We start from the raw sequence: 25,709 nt of genomic DNA on the forward strand, positions 1-25,709 counted from the left end.
TGCTTGCACCAGGGTGCCGGCGGCGCTCCGTTCCCGCCGCTCCGAGATTCCATGGGGGCCGCCCGGCCCCCATTCGTCAGAGACAGACGTGCGAGAGCGCTCGCGCAAGGAGGCCGCAATGCTCGATGACGCGATGAAGTCCCAGCTCAAGGGCCACTTCACCAGGATGGTCCGCCCTGTCGTGATCGTCGCCACGCTCGACGACAGCGCCAAGTCGCGCGAGCTGGCCGGGCTCCTCGCCGACCTCGCGACCCTGTCGGACCACATCACCGTCACCGAGAAGAGGGGCGGCGCCGCCCGCGCGCCGGCTTTCGCGCTGACGAGCCCGGGCGAGTCGATCCACCTCACCTTCGCCGGCATCCCGATGGGCCACGAGTTCACCTCGCTCATCTTGGCGCTGCTGCAGACGGGCGGGTACCCGCCGAAGGTCGACGCCTCCGTCATCGACGACATCAAGGCGATCGAGGGCGACTTCCGCTTCGAGACCTACTACTCGCTGAGCTGCCAGAACTGCCCTGACGTGGTGCAGGCGCTGAACCTGATGGCGGTTCTCAACCCGAACATCCATCACACCGCCATCGACGGCGCCCTCTTCAAGCAGGAGGTCGAGGCGCGGCAGATCATGTCCGTGCCGACGGTCTACCTGAACGGCGAGCCCTTCGCGCAGGGCCGCATGGAAGTCGAGGAGATCATCGCCAGGCTGGACACCGGCGCCTCGGCCCGCGCGGCCGAGAAGCTGAAGGACCAGGCGCCGTTCGACGTCCTCGTCGTCGGCGGCGGTCCCGCCGGCGCGGCGGCTGCGATCTACGCCGCCCGCAAGGGCATCCGGACCGGTGTCGTCGCCGAGCGCTTCGGCGGACAGGTCCTCGACACGATGGCGATCGAGAACTTCGTCTCCGTCTCCCACACCGAGGGCCCGCAGTTCGCCAAGGCACTCGAGACCCACGTCAAGGACTACGACGTGGAGATCATGAACCTGCAGACCGCCACCCGCCTCCTCGACCACGGCGGCATCTTCGAGGTCGAGCTGGAGAACGGGGCCGCGCTGAAGGCCAGGACCGTCATCCTTTCCACCGGCGCCCGCTGGCGGCAGATGGGCGTGCCGGGCGAGGATGAGTACCGCAACAAGGGCGTAGCCTACTGCCCGCACTGCGACGGTCCGCTCTTCAAGGGCAAGCCCGTGGCGGTGATCGGCGGCGGAAACTCCGGCGTCGAGGCGGCGATCGACCTCGCCGGCATCACCAGTCACGTCACCCTCCTGGAGTTCGACGCCGAGCTGCGCGCCGACGACGTGCTGCAGCGCAAGCTCCGCAGCCTGCCGAACGTCACCATCCTCACCTCGGCCAAGACGACCGAGGTGAAGGGCGACGGCAACAAGGTCACCGGCCTCACCTACGAGAACCGCATCTCCGGCGACACGCATGAGGTCGAGCTCGACGGCATCTTCGTGCAGATCGGACTGCTGCCGAACACGGAGTGGCTGCGCGGCACCGTCGCGCTCACGCCGCGCGGCGAAATCGAGATCGACAACCACGGCGCGACCTCCCTACCCGGCGTCTTCGCCGCGGGCGACTGCACCACGGTGCCCTACAAGCAGATCGTGATCGCGGTCGGCGAAGGGGCGCGCGCGTCGCTGGCGGCGTTCGACCACCTCATCCGCACCTCGGTGCCCGAGGCGCAGGAAAGCAAGGCCGCTTGAAGAACCCGGCGCAGCGATGACCCTACGGGAGCTCGAGTATCTGGTCGCTCTCGCACGCTACCGCCACTTCGGGCGGGCAGCGGAGGCCTGCTGCGTCAGCCAGCCGACGCTGTCCACCCAGCTCAAGAAGCTGGAGACCGAGCTCGGCATGCAGCTCGTGGAGCGCAGCTCCACGGGCGTGCTCCTGACCCCGTTCGGACAGGCGACGGCCGAGCGCGCCCGCCGCATCCTCGTCGAGGTTCAGCACATCAAGGACGCCGCGCAGATCGGACGCGACCCGGAAAGCGGGACGGTCCGGCTCGGCATCTTCCCGACGCTCGGCCCCTACCTGCTGCCGAGCATCATGCTGCGCTACGCCGAGCGTTTCCCGAGCCTCCAGCTCTTCCTCATCGAGGAGAAGAGCCCGAACCTCGTAACGCGGCTCCACGACGGCGACATCGACGTCGCCCTCCTCGCCCTCCCCATGGACGACGACCAGCTCACCTGCGAGTTCCTCTTCGAGGAGCCGTTCCTGTTCGCCGTGCCGTCCGGACATCCGCTGGCGAACCGGACGCGGATCACGATGGAGGACATCTGCGAGCAGGAGCTGCTGCTGCTGGAGGACGGACACTGCCTGCGCGACCAGGCGCTCGACGTGTGCAGCCTGTCGGGCGCGGTGGAGCAGCCGGCCTTCCGGGCGGCAAGCCTGGAGACGCTGCGGCACATGGTAGGCGCCGGGCTCGGCGTCACCCTCCTGCCGCAGCTCGCCACGGCGGGCGGCAAGTCGGCCTCCGACATGCTCCGCCTCGTCCCCTTCGTCGACCCTGCTCCCAGCCGCCGGATCGCCCTCGTCTGGCGCAAGAGCTCGGCGCGCACCGGGCTGTACCGCGCGATGGCCGAGCTCTTCCGTCAGGTGGCCGACGATCTCCTGCACGGCCCGGTGGCGGACCCCGCCCTCCGGCGGAGCGAGGCGGCACAGGACCGCCCCGCCGCCTGAAGCGGCACCGCGCGCGGACGACGCCGGCGTTCGCTTGTCAGAGGCTGAGGCTCAGGCTGAGGCTCGATTCCACATCGGCCAGCGGGGCGGGATTGGGCCATTCCTTGCGCGCACGCTCGAACTCCGGCGCGTAGGCCTTGCGCACGAAGGGGTAGAACTTCTGGGCGAGTTCCTTGCCGGCCCGCGTGTCGCTCGCGTAGTGGACGCCGGCATATTCGCGATTCTCCGCGACCCGGTGGGCGATCTCCTCCAGCCGCTGCTTGTAGAGCGGCGCGAACTCGGTGAGCGCGAAGGCGATCATGTGGTGCTGGTTGGAGTGCCCGCTCGGGTAGGACGGGTGGCCGGGAATGTCCACGACCGGGTCGATGTCCGGCTCAAGCTGGCAGGGCCTGCAGCGGTTGAACTTGTCCTTGAAGTAGAAGTGCGCGAGGCGCCCGGCGATCAGGATCGCGTCGATCACCTCGGCGGTCGCCGGATGCGAGGTGTCGTTCATCACCAGAAGACGCGCGAACTTCGGGGTGAGGTTGTCGGCCTCGAACTCGATCTCGGCCATGCGGTCCGCCCGCCCGTTCCATTTCTTCTCGAGAAGCTCGTCCGTTTCCTTGTGGAGTTCGGCGGGGTTGGTCGGCGGCGGGGTGAGGTCGATGTTCTTCCAGGCGGGGTCGAGGTTGGAAAGATTGACGAAGGAGCGGAAACGCTTGGTCCAATATGTGCGCGGAAACACGTGGCCCGTCGGATCAATAGGCATAGTCGTCGAACGTCCTTTTGATGAAAAGATCTAGGAGTTGCCCTCGGCGGTCTCGGGGATTCCGACGGCACGATACGCGGTTACATACAGCGCCACATCCGCCGGGCGGCGGAACGGGTACACGCGGCGGAACTTTTCGATGCTGAAATCCGGCTCGAGCGCGAGCAGCGTCGCGGCGAACGAGCGCGCCTCCGACTCCGCCCCGAGGTGCCACAAGCTGGTGATCAGCGGCTTGTAGGAATTGATGAAATTCGGATTCTCGCGAACCACCTCGGTGCCGATTTCGATGGCCCTCTCGAACTCGTGCATCATCGTGTAGGCGATCACGTAGATCGCGCGGAAATAGCACCCTGCCGGGTCGAACGGGCACAGGCGCTGGTACCGCGCCATGTTGTCGAGCGCCTGCTCGGGATGGCCGAGATAGCACTCCAGCACGGCGCTCATCGCCCATGCGAAGCTGGAGTTAGGGTTGATCGCCAGCGCGCGGGCGAGGAGGCGCCCGCCGTTGTCGAGACGGCGGTAGAGAAACGATTCCACGTGACCGGCGAGGGCGAGCGCCAGCGCGTTGCCGGGGTCCAGCGCGATGGCGAAGTGGGCGTTGTCGGCCGCGTCGGTCAGCGTGACCCGGGGTTCCCTGTTCCAGCCCTGGCCGATGCAGTGCATGCACCAGAAGGCGCGCCAGGCGTAGGCGTCCGAGTAGTTCGGGTCGAGCTCGATCGCCTTCAGGAGCGACGTGCCCGCCTCATGGAACTTCACCGGATCGGACCGGTAGATCGACGGGATTGCGAGGAGGACGTGCTCGTAGGCGGCGAGGTTCTGGGGCCGGTAGCGCGTCACCTTCTCGCTCTCGGACCAGACCACGCAGGGGTCGATGCGCCCGACGATCTGCGACGCCACCTCGTCCTCGAAGTCGAAGACGTTGCCCATCGTGCCGTCGAACCGGTCCGCCCAGACGATCTGCCCGCCCTCGCAGTTCACCAGCTCCACCGTGATGCGGATCCGCTCGCCGGAGGATCGCACCCGGCCACGCACGTAGTAGTGCACCTTGAAGAGACGGGCGATCTCCTGCGGCGGCAGCGTCGCAAGGTCGCCATGGACGCCCGACGCGGTGCCGCTCGACACCACCACCAGCGAGCGGAAGCGCGAGAGGGCGATGACGATCGCCTCGCTGATCCCGCTGCCGAGCGAAGCCCCGGGCCGGCCGTTCCCGTGATCCTCCTCCTGGAACGGCAACACCGTGATCGGGATCGCGCGCCCGCCCTGCAACCCCGTCGGCTGCTGCCGCACGGCCGTGTCGATCCCCTGGATGGCCGGCACCGCCGTGATGGCCGTCGCCGCCGGGGCATCGAGCGGTGCGGTCGCGTGGTCCGCCTGCGCGGTGCGCGCCTTGGCGTAGATCTCCTCGGCCGTGCTCGAGGGGACGGTGCCGTATTCGCGTTGCAGCACCTCCTTGAGGGTCCGGTACTGCCGGACGGCCGAGCCGAAGTCCCCACCCGACACGAAGGACTGCATCAGCGCGCAATGCGCCTCCTCGTGGGCCGGGTCGACGCGCAGCAGCGCCACCGCCGTCCGCTGGGCCCGTGGCCACTGCCCGTTGGCGATCTGCGCCTGCAGGATCGCGGCGAAGGCGATGCGGATCCGGTTGTCCCAGTTCATCCGCTCGGCGTAGAGCCACTCGTCGAACGCGGTGTCGTCGGGGAGGTCGCAGTCGAGCAGGCGGCCCTTGTAGAGGTCCGGGACGTCGTCCGGTGCGTCCTCGGCACGTTCACCGAACGCCACGATCTCGCGGACGTCGACCGAAACGTGCTCCAGATTGAGGGCGATGCGCCGTCCGTCGATGGCGATGCCGTCGACGCCGTTGTTGAGCACGCCACGGAGCTCTCGCAGACACTGCCTGAGGTTGGCGCGCGCCTGCTCGTCGGACTTGTTGCTCCAGAGGGTGCCGGCGACCTTCTCGCGGCTGACCGCGCCCTCCGGCGACAGCGCCATCATGACCAGAGCGGCCCGGGCCTTCCGGCTCCGCGGCGTCAAGTCCTCTCCGTTGCGAGTTCGAACCTCGCAACCGCCCAGGAGGTTGATGCGCAGATCCACCGGCATGCACCAATTACCGATTAGTTAAAATATAACATCAAACGTCAGGAATATACTCGCGGGGTGACGGGCCTGCAAACCCAAATGCCAAATCGCAAGTTGCGCCGCGGGACGCTTTTCACGCTTTTTCAATGCGTGAGCTCACGCTCCTTGTGCCCCTTCTCGATCACCTTGCCCTTCTGGCCCGACCGCCAGGGATTGCCAGTCGAAACGCTGAAGAGGCGACGGTGTCGAGACCTCACGACCTGGTCATCGGCCCTCAGATAAGTCCTCGATGAATTGATGGCAGGGACGCGGTTTGCGGGCGGTGCTCAAAAAGGTGTGAGAGTCAAATGCCGTATGTTCCGCCGCGGCACCCGAAATCGGACAGGGTGCAGACCGGCGTTCACTTCCGTCCCGGCGAAACACCGCCGGATCTGTGGCGTCTCATCGTGCTCGACGTCGTCCCCGGTGCAGCCGCGAGCGACGTGGCCGACGCGTTGGGCGAGATATGGCAACTCCTGACCGAACTCAGTCAGGGGCGGGTGCGCGAGCTGGGTCCCTACGGCGACGGAAGCGCCGGCGCCTTCGTGCCGGACGGTTCGCTCGCGTTCGTCCTCGGATATGGCGCCCGCCTCTTCGGCCCACGCGCGGGCGGCGCGCCGCTGATCGACGCCGCCGCCCGTCCGGGTGCACTCCCGGCGCATTATCCCGCGGGCAATATGGCCCCCTTCCCGGCGCTCCACTGGCGCGACGACGCCGCAGCGGGGCGAGCCCAGCGCGACATCGCGGTCCAGCTGACCGCCGACACGGAGCTCGCCCTCGCCCGCGCCGTGCTGGACATCGCCGAACTGATCCGCACCGCCTCTCTGCCGCTGCGTCTCCGCGCGATGTTCGACGGCTTCGGGCGGGACGACCGGCGGAGCTGGATCGGCTTCCACGACGCCATCAACACTCTCTCGGCGGCGGACCGGCGCGAGGCGATCATCATCGAGCGCAATGCGGCGAGCGGCTGGACCGAGGGCGGGACCTACATGGTCTTCCTGCGCGTCGTCGTCGACATCGGGCGCTGGCGTGACCTCGATGTCCCGGCGCAGGAGGCCGTGGTCGGCCGGACGAAGCTGCACGGCGTTCCGTTGGCCGGGATCGACCGTACGCGGGATGGCCGTATCGAGACGACACCGGACCTCGCCTGCCCTTTCCGCACTACCGGTCCGGACGGCCGGCGGGACCCCGAAGCCTGCAGGGAGCCCGACTTCGCGCATGACCCCAGGCTCGCCGCGAGCCATGTCGGCCGCGCCTCCCCGCACTGGTCGCGCGCCCGGATCTACCGCCAGGGCTACGAGTTCCTGGAGGTCGGCACCGACGGCCGGCCGGTCGTCGGGCTCAACTTCGTGGCCTTCGTGAAATCCCCCGACGAGGTTCACCGGCTTCTCGCCGAGAAGGACGGGTTCGGGGATTGCAACTTCGGTGGTGGCGTCGATGGCATCCCCTCCCCGCCCCTCCTGTCGTTGAGCGCCGCCGGCGTCTACGTCGCGCCCGCGATCCCGGACGAGGGCGAGCGCTTCCCCGGCGAGTGCCTCTTCATGACCGAGACGGTGGCGTGACGGTTCGGCGGAGCTGTTGATCGGCGGCACTCTCATTGCTTCATTCGGCGGCGCCGCATGCCGAGAAGCTCGGAGTTGAGGTCGATCTTGCCGGAAGCGACGAGGCGGACGAACGCGCGCAGGTATCCGCCGGGATTGCGGATACGGCTCTCCCCGCCATGTTCGATCAGGTCGTCTTCATAGAGCTGGAGCACATATAGGACCGACGTGGCGGCCTGTGTCGCGCCGATGGAGGCCTCGGCCTCGATCCAGACCGTCTCGCTGGCGCCGAGGAGCGAGCGAACGTGACGACCGAGGTCGACGAGATCCTTCGTCGCCCTGAGAGGTCGACCGAATTGAAGCACGGCCGGGCAGGCCTCGGGGACGGCTGCGATGAGCATCTCCGGCGAGAGGGGTGTTCTCCCCTCCCCCGTCGGCGGAGCTGCCGATTGTGAGCGACGATGGATGACGCGGCGTCGATGCTGCGTGGATGTCGTCAGTACGTCGTGCAGAACCGTTGTCTCGTCGGTCGGGTCGGCGCCCGTCGTCGGCTGGTGGTAACTTGGATCGCACTCGGCCGGCTCCGCGCCGTTGTTACAGGCTTCGCCTGAAGACTCGGTGTTAGACTCATTGTGCCGGCAGATTTCGCCGTCTTTGCCAGCAAGGAAGAAGAGATCCTCAGCGTTTGCGCGGAGTTCGCGCCACTCGTCGATGAGCGTCTCCGGCGGCATCGTGGCACTCCGGCGCGGGGTGCGGGCGGTCAGCGCCGCGTGCGCGGTCTCGAGTTCGGTGAGCGAAACGTCCGGGAACGTGTCGCGCAGCGCGGCGAGCGCCTCCTGCGTGGCGCGGCGGGCGATGGTGATCTCGTCGAAGGCGCGGCGGATCCGTGTGCGCTCGGCCTTGCGGACGGCGACCATTCCGGCCCACGTTTCGCGTCTGGCGTAGAGCGGCGTGAGGTCGAAGCCGTACGCGTCCATGACCTTTCCCTCCGCATCGCGGAGCGCATAGCGTTTCCCGTTGGGCGACTCCTTCGGCACGATCACGCCGAGGTCGACGAGGGCGCGGAACGCATCGCGTACGGCGCGTTCCGAGAGGCCCGTGCGGCGCACGAGATGCTCGTTCGACGGCCACACGAGCAGCCGCTCCCACGTCTGTTCGCCCCAGTTGGCGACGAGTTCGGACAGCACCAGGCGAACGCTGGGGCGCAGTCCGAGGGCCTCTTCGGCCATGCGGCAGGCTTCCGACAGGTCCTTACGCGTCACGCTCGGGCCTGAACCGAGCGCAAGCCGACCGGCGGCCAGGGCGGCATGTCTCAGCCGCCGGCCTCCGGAGGATGCAAGTTGCATCGCTCCCTCCACAATTCAGGCAAAACGGAAGGGTTCACCGGCTTCGGTGTTCTTGACACACGGCTTGTCGTGGTGGCATAAGGTCGTTGTCCAGACGAACCTAGCCACTCACGTGGTGAGACCCGAAGGCCTCGAAGTTCCCGCTTCGAGGCCTTTCGTTTTGCCGGGCTACGTCATGGTCTTCGTGTCCCTTCGGATGAAGTCCGGTTTCCACGCCCTCCACGCCGGTCCTGCTCGCGGACTGTCAGTGATTGGCCGCGCGGTCTGGCGCGTGATCGCGGTCGCGCGATGCCGCGCACGCGCCATCACCACCCTGTTCCCGCAGGGTGGTATCTGGACACCGTACATGGCGATCGGGGCTCCGATCATGCCGTCACCTTCAGTTCCGCTCTGAGGCGGTGTTTCGGACGAAAACGAGAAATGCACGATTCTGATGCCGGTGTGGAGTCGGACTCGGCATTTTCGTTCGTCCAGAACCGCTTTGCGGAGGAATTCCGTGTCAAAAACGGCACTGCCGGCTCCAAAGGGAACCGAATCCACAGGTGTCTACGCGCGGGCTGGAATGGCAGGCAATCCGGGGCTTTTCAGCACCTTGGGCTGATTCTCGTGCGCTGACGAGTCGGATTGTTTCATGGTATTGGACGAACCAGCGGCGGAGCCAGAGAAAAATTTGCTACCGGATGGTGTCGGTGCTCGTCGGCGGAGACGCCTGGGAGTGTCACGTTTTCGGCTGCGACGGTCCGCTCCCCCGCTGAAGCGATCTGGCGTCGGAGAAACGGCAGGCCGGGGCTACGGCGAGCGGAGTTAATTGCGTCAAATGTAATGCACGCAGGGGTTGTGTCGCCGGGCGCAGAATGATTCGGCCGACGCTGGGCAACATTTCAAACGAAAAAATTCTGGAAATTCGTTGGATCAAGTGCGGGGCCTGTGGGCCACCCGATTCGGACAGTTTCATCCGCCTTGACCGTGAACCGACTCTAATACGAGCGAGTCCGCCGGATCAACCCAAATTCTCGATCCCGGACTCCCCGCTCGCCGATTTCCCGGCTCCCCGATCCGGCGTGTGGCCTTTTTGACTCACTCCGCCCAGTCGCTGCCGTGGTCCAGAGTCCCTCCTCCCCATTCGGCACCCCGAGGCGAACGATACCGCCGGAGATGGGATCGCTTCTGACCGCCTTGCGGAGCGCGCGGCACCGCGCTTGGTCCGCCGCTGGACTGCGGTCCACAGACCCGGCCGCTGGCCGAAGCCCGTTTCGGGCACGTGGTGTTGGTGCTCCTCCGGTTCGGTATGGAGTAGGTGCTTTCCTTCAACACAGCGCGACCGTCATCGAAGCAGGTGGAACTCGGATCGCGAATTGGCGCACTCGCATCGGGGGCGCACGCGCCGGTGTGATTGGTCTGGGGTGGCGTGTGACGTTGGCGAACGAGGCGACGCGGTCCGGCATCGTGACAGCTGTCACGGGGCGTCCGGACGATGCGCTGCCAGTGGGCCGTGACAGCTGTCACGCCATGCGGCAGCGGACGACTCGACGCTTGGCCGGCGAAGGCGATTCCGTCGTTGCGACCGCTGACGATCGGGTGTCGGACACTCTCTATATATAGCGGATAGGGATGGCCACTACTTCGTCTTTGACGGCCAACGTACGAGTGCCGACATCTCCGGGGCCAGTGCCGGTCGGCGGCGAGGCAGTCCTCGAGGCCAATGTCTTCGAGCATGCCGCCTGCAAGCTCACCTATGCACATGGGCGACGCGGCACAACTGAGCGCCCTTCGATGGCGGCGCGAAGCACCGGATGTCGGGCGGCATCGGAAAGGCGCTGCGCACGGATGGACGATCTGTGCGGATAGGGCGAAGGCGCTCCGTTGGCGCCCCGGGTAGTCAAGCCCATCACGGCCGCAGCGTTGGGTCCATAGCAGAGCGCCGGGGTGGTCGAGCAGCGGTTGCACAACGGTTCCTGTGGGCCAGGTCCCCGGGTCCGGTTTTCAAGCGCACGGCGCGGCGTGCAGCCTTACGAGCACCTCGTCTCTGGCGAGCCATCGCCCCGCGCACCTAACTCCAGCTCCGGGATCGAACGGGTCATACTCGGATAGGTCCCGCTCGGATGGATCTCAAAGGGAAGGCAACATTGTACGCAGGTGCGGGTTGTGGTTGCTCGATCCATCCGCTCGATACGAGAACGTCCGGCGCGCCCTTCGGCCGCATAGAGTCAAGGGGGGAACGCAATTTTAACCTCGGGCGGGCAGGGTGGCTTTGGATCGGGCGGAAAATCGGGAAATCGCCTTTGCGTCCGGCCCATCAGCGCGTTAACGAATTGGTAAGGTCTCCGAGCGGGGTTGCCTTTACCGGTTGTTCGCGGCAGTTCCGCAAAACCGCCGCGAAAGTCGATCAAGACGGAGCTGCGGCACCGGACGCCCGGCGAACCAGGTCCGGGAGGAGGACACTCGATGGATCAGAACACCGTCCAGGATCGCCCGAGGGCCGACGCCGACAGCGATCGTCAGGACGTGGAGGGCATCGCCACGCCGCTCGTTGCACCGACGCTGCCGCTTCAGGGTGGCAAGAACTCCGCATCCCCCAACAACGGCATCGCCAGAAGCTTCACCCGCAAGGGCGAGCTGCTGTCGCGCAAGCTGAGCCGCCTCGCAGAGGAGGTGTGGGCGCCGGAGCAGACCAAGCAGCTCCGCCCCTTCCAGACGCAGGAAGTCGCCGCCCTGCTGGGCGTGACCGAGCGCTACGTGCGCCAGATGGCGAACGAGCTCGAGATCCCGAAGGCTGACGCCAAGCCCGTCGGCCGCCGCGTCTGGACGCTCGACGAGATCTCGCGCCTCCGCATTCACCTAGACGCCAAGTCCCCGGGTCGCTACCTGCCGCACCGCCGCGAGGGCGAGCACATCCAGGTGCTGAACTTCGCGACCTTCAAGGGCGGCTCCGGCAAGTCGACGCAGGCGGTGCACGCCGCGCAGTACTTCGCGCTGCGCGGCTACCGCGTCCTCGCCATCGACCTCGACCCGCAGGCGAGCCTCACCACCATGCTCGGCGTCACGCCGGAGCTGCACGTCGGCCCGCAGGAAAGCCTCTTCGGCGCGATCTCTTTCCAGGACGACGGCGACCCGACCAAGCTCGGCGAGGGGAGGGGCCCGCGCCCGATGCGCGAGGTGATCCGCCAGACCTACTTCACCGGCCTCGACCTCGTCCCCGCCAGCCTGGAGCTTGCGGAGTTCGAGACCGAGAGCCCGCGGGCGCTGATGCTGCGCCATCCCTCGCCGTTCTTCACCCGCATCTCCTCGGCCATCGACCAGGTCGCGGACGACTACGACATCGTGGTGCTCGACTCGCCGCCGCAGCTCGGCTTCATCACCATGGCGGGGCTCTACGCCTCCACCGGCCTCGTCGTGACGGTTCATCCGCAGATGATCGACGTCGCGTCGATGGCGCAGTTCATGACGCTCGCCGGATCGCTGATGGAGGTTCTGGAGGGGCAGGGGGGACGCACCGTTCCCCTCGATTTCGAGAAGATCCTCGTCACGCGGCACACGCCGTCCGATCAGCCGCAGATGGCCGTGGTCACGTTCCTGCGCTCGCTGTTCCGGACCGACGTCCTCACCGCGACGATGGTGAACAGCACCGCCGTCGCCGACTGCGGCCTCGCCCGCCAGACCCTCTACGAGGCGGTGCGTGACAGCTCGAACAAGCGCACCTACGACCGGGCGCTGCAGTCCATGGACGGTGTCAACGCCGAGCTCGAGGCCGAGGTGCTCCGCGTCTGGCACCGCACGAACCACCGCGCCGAGGATTGATATGGCGAAATCCACCCGCAAGCGCGTTGCCAGCTTCCTCGCCGACATCGCCAACGAGGACGATTCCGAGCTTCCGGCCGATGCCCCGGCGGCCAAGCCCAAGGCTGCGGAACACGCGCTCGCGAGCCTCGCCGCCGGCGCCCTGAGCGAGCCCGGACCGCCGCCCGCCGAGGAGGCCGTCGAGCCCCAGACGGCCGCCGGGACCCATGCGGCTCCCGAGACCAAAGCTGCCGCGGAGCCGGAGCCGGTGGCAGATACTTCGGCCGAGCCTGCCCCGGAAGCTGAGGCGCAGCCTGCGCCCGAGCCGGCGCCGCAGCGGGCCCCGGAGGTCAAGTCCGCGGGTGGGCGGGGCGATGGAGCGGGCCCGTCCGCATCCCGCGCGCCGGGTCTCGGGCACCTCCTCCACAACTGGGGGGAGCAGAGCCGCGAGGCCGAGCAGTGGCGCCGGGCGCTGGAACAGGGACAGGTGGTCCAGGAGGTCCCGACGGAGCTCATCACGCCGTTCCGCTGGCACGACCGCTTCTCCGACTTCGACGACAACGCTGAGTTCGAGGCGCTGGTCGAGAGCATCCTGCGCGAGGGGCAGATCGCGCCGGCGCTGTTGCGGCCGCATCCGAAGGAGCCGGGCAAGTACGAACTCGTCTACGGGCACCGGCGGCACCGGGCCTGCGTCAAGCTCGGTCGCCCGCTGCGCGCGATCGTGCGGGAGATGGACGACGAGTCCGCCGTCACGTTCCTGTCGCGGGAGAACAGCCAGCACGCGCCGCCATCCTTCATCGAGCGGGCGCGTCAGGCTGACCGGCTCCTCAAGGACACCGGCTGGACCGTCCAATTCACCGCCGACGTGCTCGGCGTGCAGCGCAGCGAAGTCAGCCGCTACCGCATGGTGATGACCCTGCCGGACCGGCTCGTGATGCAGATCGGCGGCGACCCCGCGATCGGACGGCCGACGTGGATGTCGCTGGAGACGATGTGGCGCGACGAGGCGACGCGCGAGCGCATCACCGCCGAGCTCGACCGGGTGGAGCGGCAGGAGATCCGTGGCGCGCGTGCGATGCGCCGGCTGGTCGCGGCCGGCAAGCCGAATGTCGACAAGGGCGAGGTATTCCGGCCGAAAGGCGCGCAGGAGGCCGTGGTCCGCCGCGACGTCACGGCGTCCTCGGACAAGATCGTCATCGACAAGCGCCACGCGGCGGGGTTCGGCGACTTCCTGTGGGACCGGCTCGACGACCTCTGGACGGAGTGGCAGAGCCGCCAGGACTAGGCGCCTGCCCGCAGTTCCCTTGGGCTTTTGGTCCGACTACGGGGCCAGAAGGCCGATGAGCCGGCCGATTTCCGCCTTGTCGTAGGTGCGGCGCACGGGAACGTGGTGGAGCGGCAGTCCCGCCCGCCGCATCGCGCGGTCGACGAACCTGTCACGCTGGCGCCGCTCGCGCAGCTCGTGGCTGCGGTCGTCGAGCTCGACGGCGCAGATCGGCTCCAGTGTCTGCGGGTCGAGGAGCACGAAGTCGATGTGCTTCTGGGCGATCTGGTGGAAGGCGCGCCAGAAGAGCCGCTTGCGCGCCTTCACCGTGATCAGGTCGGCGAGCCGCACCTTCGTGACGACGATCGCCCGTTTGCCCGCCACCGCCAGCAGCACGCGGTAGAACCGCTTCTCCGCCGGGCTGAGGAGCGGGCGGCGCACGTAGCGGGGCCGCCGTGCCAGGAGCACGACGAGGAGGGCGACCGCAGCAGCGAGAGCGGCGCCCGCGGCAATGAGTTCAGGGGTCGAGAGCACGCGGGGTCCGAGGCGTCGGTTTGGTTGGCGGCATCGCAGCCACCATGTAGACGCCTCGCCGCCCCACGGCCAGCGGCAGGGTCTCGCGCGTCAGTTCACGCCGGCGACGTCCTCGCGTGCGTTGGACGGGTCGAGGAGGTCGCGCACCCAGTCGCCCAGGATGCTGATCGACAACGTGGTGAAGAAGATCGCGCAGCCGGCGGGGATGCCGATCCACCACGCTGTCGCCAGGTAGTTGCGGCCTTCGCCGAGCGTGAGGCCGAGGCTCGTCGCCGGCGGCTGCACGCCGAGGCCGAGGAAGGAGAGCGAGGTCTCCAGAAGGATGATCTCGGGGAAGTTCAGCGTGATCTGGACGACGAGGATGCTGAGGATGTTCGGCAGGACGTGCCGGACGTAGATCCGCGCCGGGTGGACGCCGAGGGTGCGGATGGCACCGGCGTAGCCCTTGCTGTTGGCCGACAGCACCAGGCCGCGCGTCAGCCGCGCGTAGGTCTCCCAGCCGTAAAGGCCGACGATGGCGAGGAACAACTCGAACGTGTTGCCGAAGAAGGCGAGGATCGCCAGCGCCACGATGAAGAACGGCACCGCCGCCTGGAAGTCGACGAAGATCATGATGACGTCGTCGACGAAGCCGCGGAAGTGCGCCGCGACGAAGCCGAGGATGGTGCCGGCGACGGCGCCGATCAGCGTGCCGACGAGCGCGATGACGAGGCTGGTGCGCACCGCGTAGAAGAGGCGGGAGAGGACGTCGCGCCCGAGACCGTCGGTGCCGAGGACGTAGTCCCAGCTCCCGCCCGCGAACACCGGCGGTTTCAGGCGGTTGAGGAGGCTCTGCTCGGCGAACCCGTAGGGGGCGATCACGTCCGCGAAGATCGCGACGAGGACGATGAGCGCGAGCCAGACAACGCAGACCGCGACGGCGAGCGGCGTGCGCGACCACGCGCCGAGGATCCTCGCGCGGACGCCCGCGCCCCGCGGTTCGGCAGTTGCAGCCATCGTCATCGCGCCGCTCCCCGGGCTTCGGTGGTGGAAACGCGTGGGTCGAGGAGGGTGTAGAGGAGGTCGACCGCCAGATTGACGACGACCATGGTCACGGCGATCAGCAGCACGATCACCTGCACCACCGCGAGGTCGCGCTGCGCCACGGCGTTGACGAGCAGCGAGCCGACGCCCGGATAGCCGAACACCGTTTCGATCACCGTCGCCCCGCCGATCATCATGCCGATCCTCAGCCCCAGGACGGTGATGAGCGGGATCGAAGCGTTCGGCAGCGCGTGGCCGATGACGCGCGCCCGCCAGCCGACGCCCTTCGCCCAGGCGGTGCGCATGAAGGGCTGGTCCAGCACCTCCAGCATGGAGGAGCGGGTGTAGCGCGCGACCATCCCGGCGTAGGCGGTGCCGTAGGTGACGGCGGGCATGACGAGGTGCTTCCAGCTGCCGCTGCCGGAGCTAGGCAGCCAGCGCAGCGTCATCGAGAAGAGCATGATGAGGAGGATGCCGAGGAAGAAGTTCGGCACCGAATAGCCGAGCACGGTCGCGCCCATGGTGACGCGGTCGAGCCAGGAGTCCTTGTTGAGCGCGGCCATGATGCCGGAGGGGATGCCGATGAGGAGCATCACCGTGAGCGCGAGGCCGGCGAGGACGAGCGTCGCGGGGACGCGCTCCAGCACCACCTCGGTCGCCTCCCGCCCGTCGCGGAAGGAGAAGCCGAGGTCGCCGGTGAAGACGGAGCGGACGTAACCGGCGAACTGCTCGGGCAGGGTGCGGTCGAGGCCCCACATCTCGCGGTAGCGCTGCTGCACTTCCGGCGGCGTGTCGTCGGGGAGCATGCGTTCCACCGGATCGCCGGAGAGGCGCAGCACGACGAACACGAACGTCAGCGCGAGGAAGAGCGTCGCGATGCAGCGCAGGACCTTGGTGACGAGGAAGGCGGCCGTCACCGCCACGCCCCCGTGCCGGCGGTCCAGCCGCAGTCGATGACGCTCTTGCCCTCGACGTCCCACACCGCGAGGTGCTGCTGGAAGCCGCGGTGCTCCACCGAATTGACCGTCTGCGCCGCGCGCGGCGGCTCGGGACCGTCGGCGAACGCCTCGGCGAGGACGCGGCCGCTGGTGTCCTCGGTCGACAGGCCGAGGAGGGCAAGGACGGTGGGGGTGATGTCGGGCAGCCAGCAGGGGGTGTCGCTGACGAAACCGGCGCGGAACTGCGGGCCTGCGCCCGCCAGTACGGTCGCGAGCTCGCCGCGGTTGAGGCCGCCGTGCATGCCGCCGCCGATGTCGATCCCCTCGGTGAAGTAGCGCCGCTCGGCGCCCGCGTCGCTCGCCTCGTCCGGTCCGGTGGAGCGCAGGGTGAAGGCGATCGGCGGGGCGAGGGCGTGGCCCTGGCCGACGAGCGGGAAGGGGAGGGTGCCCGGTACCGCAGGCGCGCCGGCGCGGCCGGTGAAGACGAGGCCGCACCACGGCATCTCGCTCAGAACGTCGACGGCGCGGGCGAGGTCGGCCGGGGCCGGGTCGTCGAGCCAGAGACCGTTGAAGACGCCGCTGACGAGGCGGTCGCGGTACTCGGCCGGCAGGTCCATGTCGGGGGAGGCGGTGGCAGAGCCGGTGATCTGCCCGTGATCGGACATGACGATCAGGTGCTCCGGTCCGCGACCGGCGCGCCACCCGGCGAGGATCTCGCCGAACGCTGCATCGGTGAGGCGCTGCGACGCCTCGGTCTCGGGGGCGCGCACGCCGAACGCGTGGGAGGTGAGGTCCGGGTCGTTCATCCAGATGACCGCGACGTCGGGGTCGCGGGTCGGCCAGACGATGTCGGTGAGGACGCGGCGCGCGTAGTCGATCCGGGCGTTGTTGGGGCGTGCGGTCTCGGGGACGGGGCCGAGGAGGGCCTCCGCCTCGGCCTTCAGCGTGGGGGACATGTCCGGCGTCGGGTGGCAGCAGAAGGTCTCGTGACCGTTCGTCACCGCGTTCGGGTTCATCATGTGGGTGGCGCCGGTCGAGGCGGTGCTGACGACCACCATCGACCTGCCCGCTGCCGCGAGCCGGTCGCCGAGCGCCGGGCGGTGGATGAGCGGGCCGCGACCGGCAACGCGGAGGAGATCCTCGACGAGGCCGGTGCGCACCGGCTCCTCGGGGACAGCCGCATGGCGGAAGCGGTTGGCGATCATCCCGTGCCAGCGCGGCGGATTGCCGGTGAAGGTGCTGGTGACGGCGACGCGCGTCTCGCTCGGGAACACGCTGCGGGCGTTGGCGAACCGCACCCCCTCGGCCATGAACGCGGCGAGGTTGGGCATGAGGTCCGCCGTGACGCGGTCCGGCCGCAGGCCGTCGAAACTGACGATGAGTGTGCTGCCGGGCTTCATGCGGCAAGTCCTTCCAGGAGCTGGCGTGCGCCGGCCGGGTCGTTGACGAGGATGGCGTCGACGCCGAGCGTCGCGAGCCGGGAGACGGCGGTGCGGTCGATGTCGCCGACCGCGCGGCCGGTGCCGCCGCCGCCGGCCGTCACCCAGATGGGGACCGTGCGCGCCGCGATGGCGGCGAGGATTGTGGGCTCCGCGTCCCGCTCCCAGAGGCGCACCGCGTCGGCGCCGGCGTCGAGGAACGCAGTCCAGAGGCCGGGCTGCGGGATCATCGCGAGGACCGTGTGGCCGGAGTCGGCGAAGCGGCGGACGCTCTCTATCGCGTGCAGGGCGAGGACGATGGGCCGCGCGTCGGGCTCGGGGAGGGCCGCGGCGAGCGCGTCGAGGCCCGCGGGAGTCTCGTCCTTCACGTCGAGCATCAGCGGGACGGACGGCGAAACGGCGCCTAGCGCGTCGGCGAAGACGGGCGCGGCGGGAACGCCTCCGGCCGTCACACCGGCGAGGGCCGCGGCGGTCAGGTCCGCGACGCGGTCGGGGCGGCCGGCGAGGCGTGCGAGGTCGGCGTCGTGGATGCAGACGACGTGGCCGTCGGCGGTGACACGCACGTCCGACTCCACGGCGTCCGCGCCGGCGGCGACCGCGGCGCGCCAGGATGCGGGCGAGTTCTCGCGGTGCGTGGCGCTGGCGCCCCGGTGGGCGACGATCTGGATCATACGGCAATCCTTGCTGCGCGTTCGCCCCTGAGGGTCGGGGCGCGGTCCATGCTCGGGATCGCGGCGACGAGGCGGCGCGTGTAGTCCTCGCTCGGGGCATCGAACAGCGTGTCCGGGTCGCCGGTCTCGACGATGCGGCCGGCGCGCATGACGGCGATCCGGTCGGAGATGTGCCGCGCCACGGAGAGGTCGTGGGTGATGAAGACGAGGGAGAGGCCGAACGCCTCGCGCAGCGCCATCAACAGGTTGATGATCTGCGCCTGCACCGAGACGTCGAGCGCGCTGACCGCCTCGTCGCACACGAGAAGCCGCGGCTGCAGGACGAGCGCGCGGGCGATGACGGCGCGCTGGAGCTGCCCGCCGGAGAGCTGCTGCGGGACGCGCCCGGCGATCCCGGCGAGCCCGACCCGCTCCAGGATGTCGTCGACGCGGGCGTGCAGCTCGGGTCGGGGAAGGCGCTCGTGCGCCGACAGGGCACCGGCGACCTGGTCGCGGACGCGTACGCGCGGATCGAGAGCGTCGGCCGGGTTCTGGAAGACGAGCTGCACGTGGCGTCGTTCGCGCCGCCAGGCGGCCGAGCCCGGCCTCGCATAGGGGCGTCCGTCGAAGAGGACGGAACCGGCGGAGGGGGTCTCGATCCCGGCGGCGATGCGGCCGAGGGTCGACTTGCCGCTGCCGCTCTCGCCGACGATGCCGAGCGTCTCGCCGGGCGCCATCGCGAGGCTCACCCCGTCCACCGCCGGCACCGTGACCCCGCCGAGGAGGCGCTGCCCGGTGCGGTAGTGCCGCGAGACGTCGCGGATGCGGAGGATGGCGTCTGTCATTGCGGGCGTCTCGCGAAGTGGCAGGCCGCGGCGGAGCCGGGGGCGGTCTCCACCATCGCCGGGCGCGTGGCGCAGACAGGGGCCGCCTTCGGGCAGCGGGTGGAGAAGTAGCATCCGGGGGGGCGGGCCGCCGGCGGCGGGACACTGCCCCCGATCGCCTCCAGCGCGGTGCCGCGCGGCGTCTCGGGGCCGATGCGGCATTCCATCAGGGCGCGGGTGTAGGGATGGTGCGGGCGGGTGAAGAGCTCGTCGGCCGGTGCCGTCTCGACGATGCGGCCGGCGTACATCACGGCGACGCGGTCGGCGATCTCGGCGACGACGCCGAGGTCGTGGGTGACGAAGACCAGCGCCATTCCGGTCTCGCCCTGAAGCGCCTTCAGGAGGTCGAGGATCTGCGCCTGGATGGTGACGTCCAGCGCGGTGGTCGGTTCGTCGGCGAGCAGCACCCTGGGGCGTGAGGCGATCGCCATCGCGATCATCACACGCTGGCACATGCCGCCGGAGAGCTGGTTCGGGTAGGACCGCGCGCAGCGGGCGGGGTCGGTGATGCCGACGTGCTCCAGCAGCGTCGTGACCTCGTGCCGCCGCTCGCCGGGGGAGAGGGCGGTGTGGAGGCGGAGCGCTTCCTCGATCTGCCGGCCGACGGTGCGAATCGGATTCAGCGCGGACATCGGGTTCTGGAAGATCATGGCCGCGTCGCGCCCGCGCACGGGGCCGAGCGCGCTCTCCGGCGTTCCGACCATCTGGTGGCCGGCGATCCGCACGGACCCTTCGGCATGGAGCGGCGGCGTCAGGAGGCCGAGGGCGGCCATCAGGGTGAGGCTCTTGCCGCAGCCGGACTCGCCGACGAGGCAGACCGTCTCGCCCGCTGCGACGTCGAGCGTCACGTCGTCGACGAGCGTCAGCGGTCCCCGCCGAACCGCGAGCCGGTCGATGCGCAGGACCGCTTCGCCCGCCGCGGGGGCAGCGGGCGCGCGGCCGAAACGGAGGGCGCCGGGGGCGCCCTCCGCGGTGGTGGCGGCGAGGCTCACCGAGCCGCCTCGTCCTTCAGGTTATCGGGACGCAGGTCCATGTAGTAGAACGTGTACGGCTGCCACTTCAGCGAGGTGCGCACGCCGTAGGTCTCCAGCGGCTGGTAGAGGATCGTGCCCGGGGCCTCGTCCTCCCAGATGTCGAGGAGCTGCTTGCCGAGCTTCTGGCGCTCGGGCAGGTCGACCGTCGTCTCCAGCTTGCGGCCGACCTCGTTGAACTCGCCGGCGACCGAATCCCAGGCGTGCCAGTTGCCCTGCGCACCGCCGTAGGGACCCCACGCGATCCACAGCGCGCCGAGCGGGTCCGGGTAGCGGGTGGAGTTCGACCAGTTGCGGATCTGCAGGTCGTCGTTGGGGATGTCGTCGAGGCCCTCGGTGACGTTGAGCGTCACGTTGAGGCCGACGGCCTTCCACATCTCGACCAGCACCTGCGCGGCCGGGACGGCGTTGAGGTAGTAGGTCGGGTGCGTGGAGTAGACGATCTCCTCGCCGTTGTAGCCGGCCTCGTCGAGCAGCGCGCGGGCGTGCTCGGGATCGTAGACGAGGCCCTCGCGGGTCGCGTCGTACATGTCGCCGTAGGACGGATACTGGTGGCTGAGCGGCACGACGGCCTTGCCGTCCCACAGGGCGTCGACGAGGAGCTGCCGGTCGATGGCGAGGTTCAGCGCCTGACGCACGCGCTTGTCGGACAGCACCGGCTGGTCGACGTTGTAGACGAGCACGTGGCTGTTCGCGAGGACGACGCTGCGGGTCTCGACGTCGTCGTACCCGTCGATCTGGGCGATCTGGTCCGGGGCGACGTTGGTGACGATGTCGAACTCGCCGGAGACGAGACCGGCGATGCGGGCGGCCTGCTCCGGCACCTCGCGGAAGGTGACCGTCTCGGCGGTCGGCTGGCCGCCGTAGTAGTCGTCGAAGGCGGTGAGGCGGATGTACTGGTCGGTCTTCGCCTCGTCGAACTTGAACGGGCCGGTGCCGACCGGGTAGCGCGGCAGGCCGCCGTTCGCCTCGGCCTTCTCCTGCCAGTCCTTCTTGTTGACGATCCAGGACGCCCAGGAGGCGAGGCGCTGCTCGAGCAGCGGGTCCGGCGCCTTGGTGACGAAACGCACCGTCAGCGGGTCCACCACCTCGACGTGGTCGAGGACGGCGAAATAGGCGCGGCCCCGCGGAAGCTGCGTGTCCTCGCCGACGAGACGCTCGGGCGAGAAGGTGAAGGCGACGTCCTCGGCCGTCAGCGGCTCGCCGTTGTGGAAGGTCACGCCCTCGCGCAGCTTCACCTCGAGGGTGAGGTCGTCGACGCGCGTCCAGCTCTCGGCGAGGCCCGGCATCAGCCTGGAGCCGCTGCCGCCTTCGGCGGAGAGGAAGTCACGGCGAATGAGGGTGTCGAACACCGAATAGGTGATGCGGGTCCCGACGTTGGAGAGCTCCTTCGCGGGCTCCAGCGTCGGCGGCAGATCCGCGACGCCGACGACGATGTCGGGGCGATCCTGCGCGGCTGCGGTGCCGGTCAGCGCGAGCGCGGCGAGCCCCGCGGCGATGACGCGCGGCATGGTGAGGACGAAGGGCACGGGATTCCTTTCCGCGAGTATGCAGATGGCCTCCGCCGCTAGCCCTCCGAGGTGACAGTCGGGTGACAGAATCCCAGAATTTTTGGAACCGTACTTTGAGTTTTTCTCACACGGCGCGCCGCGCGCCATTGGCTCGGGACTGTGAACCACCTTCGTGACAGACGGATTGCAGCGCCTCCGCCGTAGGCGGTTTGCCGGCGTCTGGCGCGCGGTGGCGGAGACGTCCGGGGAGATCCCGCGACACAGTGTGGCAACCCGTTCAGATGCCAATTGTATACAGGTGCAACAAAGGCGATAACGCAGTCTCTTCCCGCCAAAGGCGCATCGCGCGCCCAAGCCCCGCTCGAGGCACGCCCCGCGGGGCGCATTCGACAGGTGCTCTACGTTGATCCATTCCGCACTCTTCTCGCCGGCGGCGACGGCTCTTGTCGGAGCCTCGACGGACGTCGGCAAATTCAGCGGAAAACTGTTTCACTACTTCCGTGCGCGCGGGTACGGCGGTGCGCTCTGGCCGGTCAATCCGAAGTACGAGCGGCTCGACGATCTCGCCTGCTATCCGAGCCTTGCGGATCTCCCCGGCCCGGTGGACCACGTCGGGGTGGCCGTCGCGCCGCACCGCGTGATCCCCACCCTGGAAGAGGCGATCGCGGCGGGCGCGAAGGCGGCCACCGTGTTCTCCGCGGGCTTCGCCGAGTCCGGCACGGAGGAGGGGCGCGCACTCCAGGAGCGGCTCTCCGCGTTCTGTCGCGAGACCGGGCTCGCGGTCGTCGGGCCGAACTGCAACGGGATCCTCAACATCCGCGACGGGTTCGTCCTGTCGGCGACGGCGGCTGTACACAATCCGGCGCTGAAGCCCGGGCCGATCGGCATCGTTTCGCAGAGCGGCGGATTCGGCCAGATCGGCGTGATGTGGCGCGCGATGGAGATGGGTCTCGGCGTCGGCCTGCAGGTCAGCTGCGGCAACGAAGCGGGGCTGACGGCCAGCGAGATCGCCGGCCTGATGCTCGACGACCCGGACATCGGCATCGTCCTGCTGGCGTTGGAGAGCATCCGTGACGGCGCGGGCCTCCTGTCGCTCGGCGAGAAGGCGCGGGCCGCAGGCAAGCCGGTCGTCGCCGTCAAGCTCGGCCGGTCGAGCCTCGGCGCCAAGGCGGCGAGCTCGCACACGGCGGCCCTCGTCGGCGCCGACGAGGTGCACGACGCGGCGCTCGCGCAGGCGGGGATCGTTCGCGTCGACACCGCGCAGGAGCTCTGCGACGTGGCGATGCTCTACACCGGCGGCAAGCGGCCGCGGGACAACGGCGTCGCCGCGGTGTCGCTCTCGGGCGGCAGCCTCGTCGCGGCGGCCGACCACGCCGAGCCGAACGGGCTCGCCTTCCCCGCCTACCAGGAGACGACCCTCGAGGCCCTGCGCGGGCTGATCCCGGGCTTCATCAACGTCAGCAACCCCACCGACCTCTCGCCGCAGGCGATCGGCAACCGCGAGATCTTCCGCAGCACCCTTCAGACGCTGGCGGCGGATCCGGGCGTCGGCACCCTCATGCCGATCCTGACGCTCAGCCAGGGGCCGATCGTGGAGACCATCTGCGAGGTGGCGCAGCAGTCGGCGCAGCTCACGATGGTCGTCTGGGTGGGTGGAACGACGGACGGCAGCGAGGCACCGGCGATGAGCGGGCTCTTCCACGGCGTTCCGGTCTTCCGCGACATCGAGCCGGCGATGAAGGCGCTCGGCCACCTGCTGGCATCGATGTCCGCGCTCGGCCGGACGGAGGGCGCACCCGAGGCGCCCGCCGGGATCGATCGTGACAGGGCGCTGCGGATCGCCGGGGCCGGAGGCGAGCTCTCCGCGCGCGAGGCGAAGGAGGTGCTGAAGGCCTACGGCATCGCCACCACGGCGGAGCGTCTCGCGACGAGCGAGGCGGAGGCGGTCGCGGCGTTCGAGGCGGTCGGCCGCCCGGTCGTGATGAAGATCGACGCCGAGGGGGTGGCGCACAAGTCCGACATCGGCGGCGTGGCGCTGGGGCTCGCCAGCGGCGAAGCCGTACGGGACGCCTACCGGACGATGCTGGAGCGCGTCGCGGCGCATGTCGAGCCGTCGGCGATCCGCGGCGTCACCATCGAGCCGATGGCGCCCAGGGGGTTCGAGGCGCTGCTCGGCTTCTCGGAGGATCCGATCTACGGCCCCGTCGTGGCGCTGGGGGCGGGCGGTATCCTCGCCGAATATCTCGGCCGGCCGGTGTTGCGCCTGCCGCCGCTCTCGGAGGCCGCCGCGCGCGAGATGGTCGAGGCGATGCCGGGGCGCAGGGTGCTGTCCGGCGTCCGCGGCGAGGCGGCCCGTGACGTCGGGGCGCTGGTCGACCTCGTCGTGCGCTTTTCCCACCTCGCCCACGACCTCGCCGGCACGGTGCGGGAGATGGACGTCAACCCGGTGATCGTCGGCGCCGAGGGCGAGGGTGCCATCGCGGTCGACGCGTTGATGGTGAAGGGCGCATGAGGGACGAGGCCGTCATCGTCGGCGTCGGGACCAGCCGGCTCGGCCGCGTTCCCGACACCGGTGCCACCGCCCTGATGGCCGAAGCCGCGCTCGCCGCGCTCGCCGATGCGGGCCTCGCGATGAGCGACGTCGACGGGCTCGTCACGACGCCGCTGCGGACCGAGGCGCTCAATCCGCCGGCGACGCTGATCGCCAGCGCGCTCGGCATCGCCCCGGCCTGGCTCGCGACGCTGGACCTCGCCGGCGCCTCCGGCACGGCGATGATCGACCAGGCCGTGCAGGCGGTGGAGAGCGGGCGCTGCAACACGGTGCTGTGCGTCACCGGGCAGAACCTCCTGTCGTTCCAGTCGAGCGGCTCGACGATCGGCACGATCGCGCGCTCCGGCGTCGCGCACCCGGAGTTCGAGGCGCCGCTCGGGCCGCTGATCCCCTCGCTCTACGCCCTCGCCGCGAGCGAGCACATCGCCCGCTACGGCACCACCGAGGCGCAGATGGCGGAGGTCGCCGTCGCGATCCGCGCCCACGCGGCGGGCAACCCCGCGGCCCACAAGCAGCGCGCGATCACGGTCGAGGACGTCCTGTCGTCGGCGCCGGTGTCGACCCCGCTGAAGCGCCTCGACTGCTCGCTCATCTCCGACGGCGCGGCGGCGGTGATCGTCACGACACGCGCGCGGGCGGCCGAGATCGCGCGTGTGGTGCGGGTCGCCGGATCCGGCTACGGCCAGCGCCACGGCCATGTCGGCGAGGCGGAGACCTTGACGGCGACGGGCGCCGTCGAGTCCGGTCGCCGGGCGTTCGCCGCCGCGGGCATCGGTCCGAAGGACATCGACGTCGCCGAGCTCTACGACTGCTTCACCATCACGGTGATCCTCGAACTGGAGGATCTCGGCTTCTGCGAGAAGGGGGAGGGCGGTGCGTTCGTGGAAGGCGGGCGGATCGGCCCCGGCGGCGCGCTCCCGGTGACGACGCACGGCGGCCTTCTGTCGGCCTGCCACTGCGGTGTCGGCGGCGGCCTGCTGCATCTCGTGGAAGGTGTCACGCAGCTCCGCGGCGAGGCGGGCGTGCGTCAGGTGGACGGGGCGAGGACCGCGCTCGTCCACGGCAACGGCGGCATCCTCGGTGTCCATTGCACTCTGATCCTGGAGGGCGCGGCATGAGCGCCGACTGGCCCGCCGCCGAGGAGCGGCTTCGCGCCCGCGATCCCCTGAGCCGCCCATTCTGGGCCGGGCTGGAGGAGGGGCGCTTCCTGGTGCCCGTCTGCCGCGCCTGCGAGCGGCCGCACTTCTACCCGCGGCCCCTCTGCCCGCACTGCGGCAGCCGCGAGATCGCCTTCGAGGCGACGTCGCCGGACGGCGTCGTGATCTCGGCGACGACGCTCTCCCGCGCGCCCGAGCCGCAGTGGGAGGGGGAGGTTCCCTATACCCTCGCGGTCGTGCGTCTCGACGCCGGCATCTCGCTGATGGCCCGCGCGCCGAACGATACGAAGCCCGGCGATCGGGTGCGGATCGCCGGCGAGCCGATCGCCGCGCCGCCGTTCCTGCGCCTCGTCGCGATCCGCGAGGACTAGGGACACGGCCGGCGCGTGGCCGCCGCGATCCGTCGGGGCGGTCGCGGACGGCCGTGCCGCTGGCGCTTCGCCGGACGAGATGGCATCAAGCGGGATGGATCCACATTCGTTCGACCGCGCCTCGCGGGCGGGACCCCTTCGGGCCCGTCCGCCG

At 69.5% G+C, this 25,709-nt stretch carries 19 protein-coding genes; 8 read left to right on the forward strand and 11 right to left on the reverse strand.

Going from position 1 to position 25,709, the window contains the following annotated elements; translation table 11 throughout:
- Positions 1–118 precede the first annotated feature (118 nt).
- Entirely contained in the window at positions 119–1,699 is a 1,581-nt protein-coding gene (ahpF, locus tag DLJ53_RS09885) for an alkyl hydroperoxide reductase subunit F (protein ID WP_111344770.1), read from the forward strand.
- Between the two features lie 16 nt (positions 1,700–1,715).
- A complete protein-coding gene (locus DLJ53_RS09890) occupies positions 1,716–2,675 on the forward strand; it encodes a LysR substrate-binding domain-containing protein (RefSeq protein WP_111344772.1) in 960 nt (319 codons plus the stop codon).
- Between the two features lie 37 nt (positions 2,676–2,712).
- Here the strand turns inward: DLJ53_RS09890 and DLJ53_RS09895 are convergent, their stop codons facing one another.
- Together DLJ53_RS09895 and DLJ53_RS09900 are read right to left on the reverse strand one after the other, a co-directional pair.
- Entirely contained in the window at positions 2,713–3,423 is a 711-nt protein-coding gene (locus tag DLJ53_RS09895; RefSeq protein WP_111344774.1) for a phosphatase PAP2 family protein, read from the reverse strand.
- A 30-nt stretch (positions 3,424–3,453) separates the two neighbouring features.
- A complete protein-coding gene (locus tag DLJ53_RS09900) occupies positions 3,454–5,454 on the reverse strand; it encodes a BTAD domain-containing putative transcriptional regulator (RefSeq protein WP_162409057.1) in 2,001 nt (666 codons plus the stop codon).
- Positions 5,455–5,846: 392 nt separating this feature from the next.
- On the opposite strand from DLJ53_RS09900, the gene DLJ53_RS09905 reads away from it, so the two are divergent.
- A complete protein-coding gene (locus DLJ53_RS09905) occupies positions 5,847–7,100 on the forward strand; it encodes a Dyp-type peroxidase (RefSeq protein ID WP_111344778.1) in 1,254 nt (417 codons plus the stop codon).
- Positions 7,101–7,132: 32 nt separating this feature from the next.
- Here DLJ53_RS09905 and repC read toward each other — a convergent pair whose 3' ends face one another.
- Positions 7,133–8,437 (reverse strand): plasmid replication protein RepC, encoded by a 1,305-nt coding sequence (gene repC, locus DLJ53_RS09910; protein WP_146619924.1) that lies wholly within the window; start codon positions 8,435–8,437, stop codon positions 7,133–7,135.
- Positions 8,438–10,870: 2,433 nt separating this feature from the next.
- Here repC and repA point away from each other — a divergent pair.
- Both repA and repB read left to right on the forward strand, forming a co-directional pair.
- Positions 10,871–12,223, forward strand: coding sequence for a plasmid partitioning protein RepA (gene repA / locus DLJ53_RS09915; protein ID WP_111344782.1), 1,353 nt, complete (start codon positions 10,871–10,873; stop codon positions 12,221–12,223).
- A gap of 1 nt (position 12,224) precedes the next feature.
- Positions 12,225–13,487, forward strand: coding sequence for a plasmid partitioning protein RepB (gene repB / locus DLJ53_RS09920; RefSeq protein ID WP_111344784.1), 1,263 nt, complete (start codon positions 12,225–12,227; stop codon positions 13,485–13,487).
- 36 nt (positions 13,488–13,523) lie between these two features.
- Here the strand turns inward: repB and DLJ53_RS09925 are convergent, their stop codons facing one another.
- From DLJ53_RS09925 to DLJ53_RS09960, 8 genes are all read right to left on the reverse strand, one after another.
- A complete protein-coding gene (locus tag DLJ53_RS09925; RefSeq protein WP_162409059.1) occupies positions 13,524–14,000 on the reverse strand; it encodes a DUF2726 domain-containing protein in 477 nt (158 codons plus the stop codon).
- A gap of 90 nt (positions 14,001–14,090) precedes the next feature.
- Complete coding sequence (locus DLJ53_RS09930) at positions 14,091–14,996, reverse strand: ABC transporter permease (protein WP_111346198.1); 906 nt, start codon at positions 14,994–14,996, stop codon at positions 14,091–14,093.
- 2 nt (positions 14,997–14,998) lie between these two features.
- Complete coding sequence (locus tag DLJ53_RS09935) at positions 14,999–15,940, reverse strand: ABC transporter permease (RefSeq protein ID WP_111346200.1); 942 nt, start codon at positions 15,938–15,940, stop codon at positions 14,999–15,001.
- The gene (locus DLJ53_RS09940; protein WP_111344788.1) at positions 15,937–17,361 is read right to left on the reverse strand and encodes an alkaline phosphatase family protein; all 1,425 of its coding nucleotides are present in this window, start codon (positions 17,359–17,361) and stop codon (positions 15,937–15,939) included. The genes DLJ53_RS09935 and DLJ53_RS09940 overlap by 4 nt, the downstream gene beginning before the upstream one ends.
- The gene (locus tag DLJ53_RS09945) at positions 17,358–18,071 is read right to left on the reverse strand and encodes a glycerophosphodiester phosphodiesterase (protein ID WP_111344790.1); all 714 of its coding nucleotides are present in this window, start codon (positions 18,069–18,071) and stop codon (positions 17,358–17,360) included. The genes DLJ53_RS09940 and DLJ53_RS09945 overlap by 4 nt, the downstream gene beginning before the upstream one ends.
- The gene (locus DLJ53_RS09950) at positions 18,068–18,895 is read right to left on the reverse strand and encodes an ATP-binding cassette domain-containing protein (protein WP_162409061.1); all 828 of its coding nucleotides are present in this window, start codon (positions 18,893–18,895) and stop codon (positions 18,068–18,070) included. The genes DLJ53_RS09945 and DLJ53_RS09950 overlap by 4 nt, the downstream gene beginning before the upstream one ends.
- Positions 18,892–19,926 carry an ABC transporter ATP-binding protein gene (locus DLJ53_RS09955; protein WP_202913093.1) on the reverse strand — a complete coding sequence of 345 codons (1,035 nt, stop codon included), beginning with the start codon at positions 19,924–19,926 and terminating at the stop codon, positions 18,892–18,894. Before DLJ53_RS09955 ends, DLJ53_RS09950 begins: the two co-directional genes overlap by 4 nt.
- Positions 19,923–21,494, reverse strand: a complete 1,572-nt coding sequence (locus DLJ53_RS09960) for an ABC transporter substrate-binding protein (RefSeq protein ID WP_244935052.1) — start codon at positions 21,492–21,494, stop codon at positions 19,923–19,925. Before DLJ53_RS09960 ends, DLJ53_RS09955 begins: the two co-directional genes overlap by 4 nt.
- A 385-nt stretch (positions 21,495–21,879) precedes the next feature.
- Between DLJ53_RS09960 and DLJ53_RS09965 the strand changes: the two genes are divergently transcribed.
- From DLJ53_RS09965 to DLJ53_RS09975, 3 genes are read left to right on the forward strand one after another with little or no spacing between them, the layout of a single operon-like run.
- Positions 21,880–23,988, forward strand: coding sequence for an acetate--CoA ligase family protein (locus tag DLJ53_RS09965; RefSeq protein WP_111344793.1), 2,109 nt, complete (start codon positions 21,880–21,882; stop codon positions 23,986–23,988).
- Positions 23,985–25,145 carry a thiolase C-terminal domain-containing protein gene (locus tag DLJ53_RS09970; RefSeq protein WP_111344795.1) on the forward strand — a complete coding sequence of 387 codons (1,161 nt, stop codon included), beginning with the start codon at positions 23,985–23,987 and terminating at the stop codon, positions 25,143–25,145. The genes DLJ53_RS09965 and DLJ53_RS09970 overlap by 4 nt, the downstream gene beginning before the upstream one ends.
- Complete coding sequence (locus tag DLJ53_RS09975) at positions 25,142–25,555, forward strand: Zn-ribbon domain-containing OB-fold protein (protein WP_111344796.1); 414 nt, start codon at positions 25,142–25,144, stop codon at positions 25,553–25,555. The genes DLJ53_RS09970 and DLJ53_RS09975 overlap by 4 nt, the downstream gene beginning before the upstream one ends.
- Positions 25,556–25,709 lie beyond the last annotated feature (154 nt).

The organism is Acuticoccus sediminis (assembly GCF_003258595.1).
GTDB classification, from domain to species: Bacteria; Pseudomonadota; Alphaproteobacteria; order Rhizobiales; family Amorphaceae; genus Acuticoccus; species Acuticoccus sediminis.

What these genes read in the sequence shown, in the direction of transcription:
- ahpF (WP_111344770.1), top strand. Translation starts at nt 119, where the DNA reads ATGCTCGATGACGCGATGAAGTCCCAGCTCAAGGGCCACTTCACCAGG.
- DLJ53_RS09890 (WP_111344772.1), top strand. Translation starts at nt 1,716, where the DNA reads ATGACCCTACGGGAGCTCGAGTATCTGGTCGCTCTCGCACGCTACCGC.
- DLJ53_RS09895 (WP_111344774.1), bottom strand. Translation starts at nt 3,423, where the DNA reads ATGCCTATTGATCCGACGGGCCACGTGTTTCCGCGCACATATTGGACC.
- DLJ53_RS09905 (WP_111344778.1), top strand. Translation starts at nt 5,847, where the DNA reads ATGCCGTATGTTCCGCCGCGGCACCCGAAATCGGACAGGGTGCAGACC.
- repA (WP_111344782.1), top strand. Translation starts at nt 10,871, where the DNA reads ATGGATCAGAACACCGTCCAGGATCGCCCGAGGGCCGACGCCGACAGC.
- repB (WP_111344784.1), top strand. Translation starts at nt 12,225, where the DNA reads ATGGCGAAATCCACCCGCAAGCGCGTTGCCAGCTTCCTCGCCGACATC.
- DLJ53_RS09930 (WP_111346198.1), bottom strand. Translation starts at nt 14,996, where the DNA reads ATGGCTGCAACTGCCGAACCGCGGGGCGCGGGCGTCCGCGCGAGGATC.
- DLJ53_RS09940 (WP_111344788.1), bottom strand. Translation starts at nt 17,361, where the DNA reads ATGAAGCCCGGCAGCACACTCATCGTCAGTTTCGACGGCCTGCGGCCG.
- DLJ53_RS09945 (WP_111344790.1), bottom strand. Translation starts at nt 18,071, where the DNA reads ATGATCCAGATCGTCGCCCACCGGGGCGCCAGCGCCACGCACCGCGAG.
- DLJ53_RS09950 (WP_162409061.1), bottom strand. Translation starts at nt 18,895, where the DNA reads ATGACAGACGCCATCCTCCGCATCCGCGACGTCTCGCGGCACTACCGC.
- DLJ53_RS09970 (WP_111344795.1), top strand. Translation starts at nt 23,985, where the DNA reads ATGAGGGACGAGGCCGTCATCGTCGGCGTCGGGACCAGCCGGCTCGGC.
- DLJ53_RS09975 (WP_111344796.1), top strand. Translation starts at nt 25,142, where the DNA reads ATGAGCGCCGACTGGCCCGCCGCCGAGGAGCGGCTTCGCGCCCGCGAT.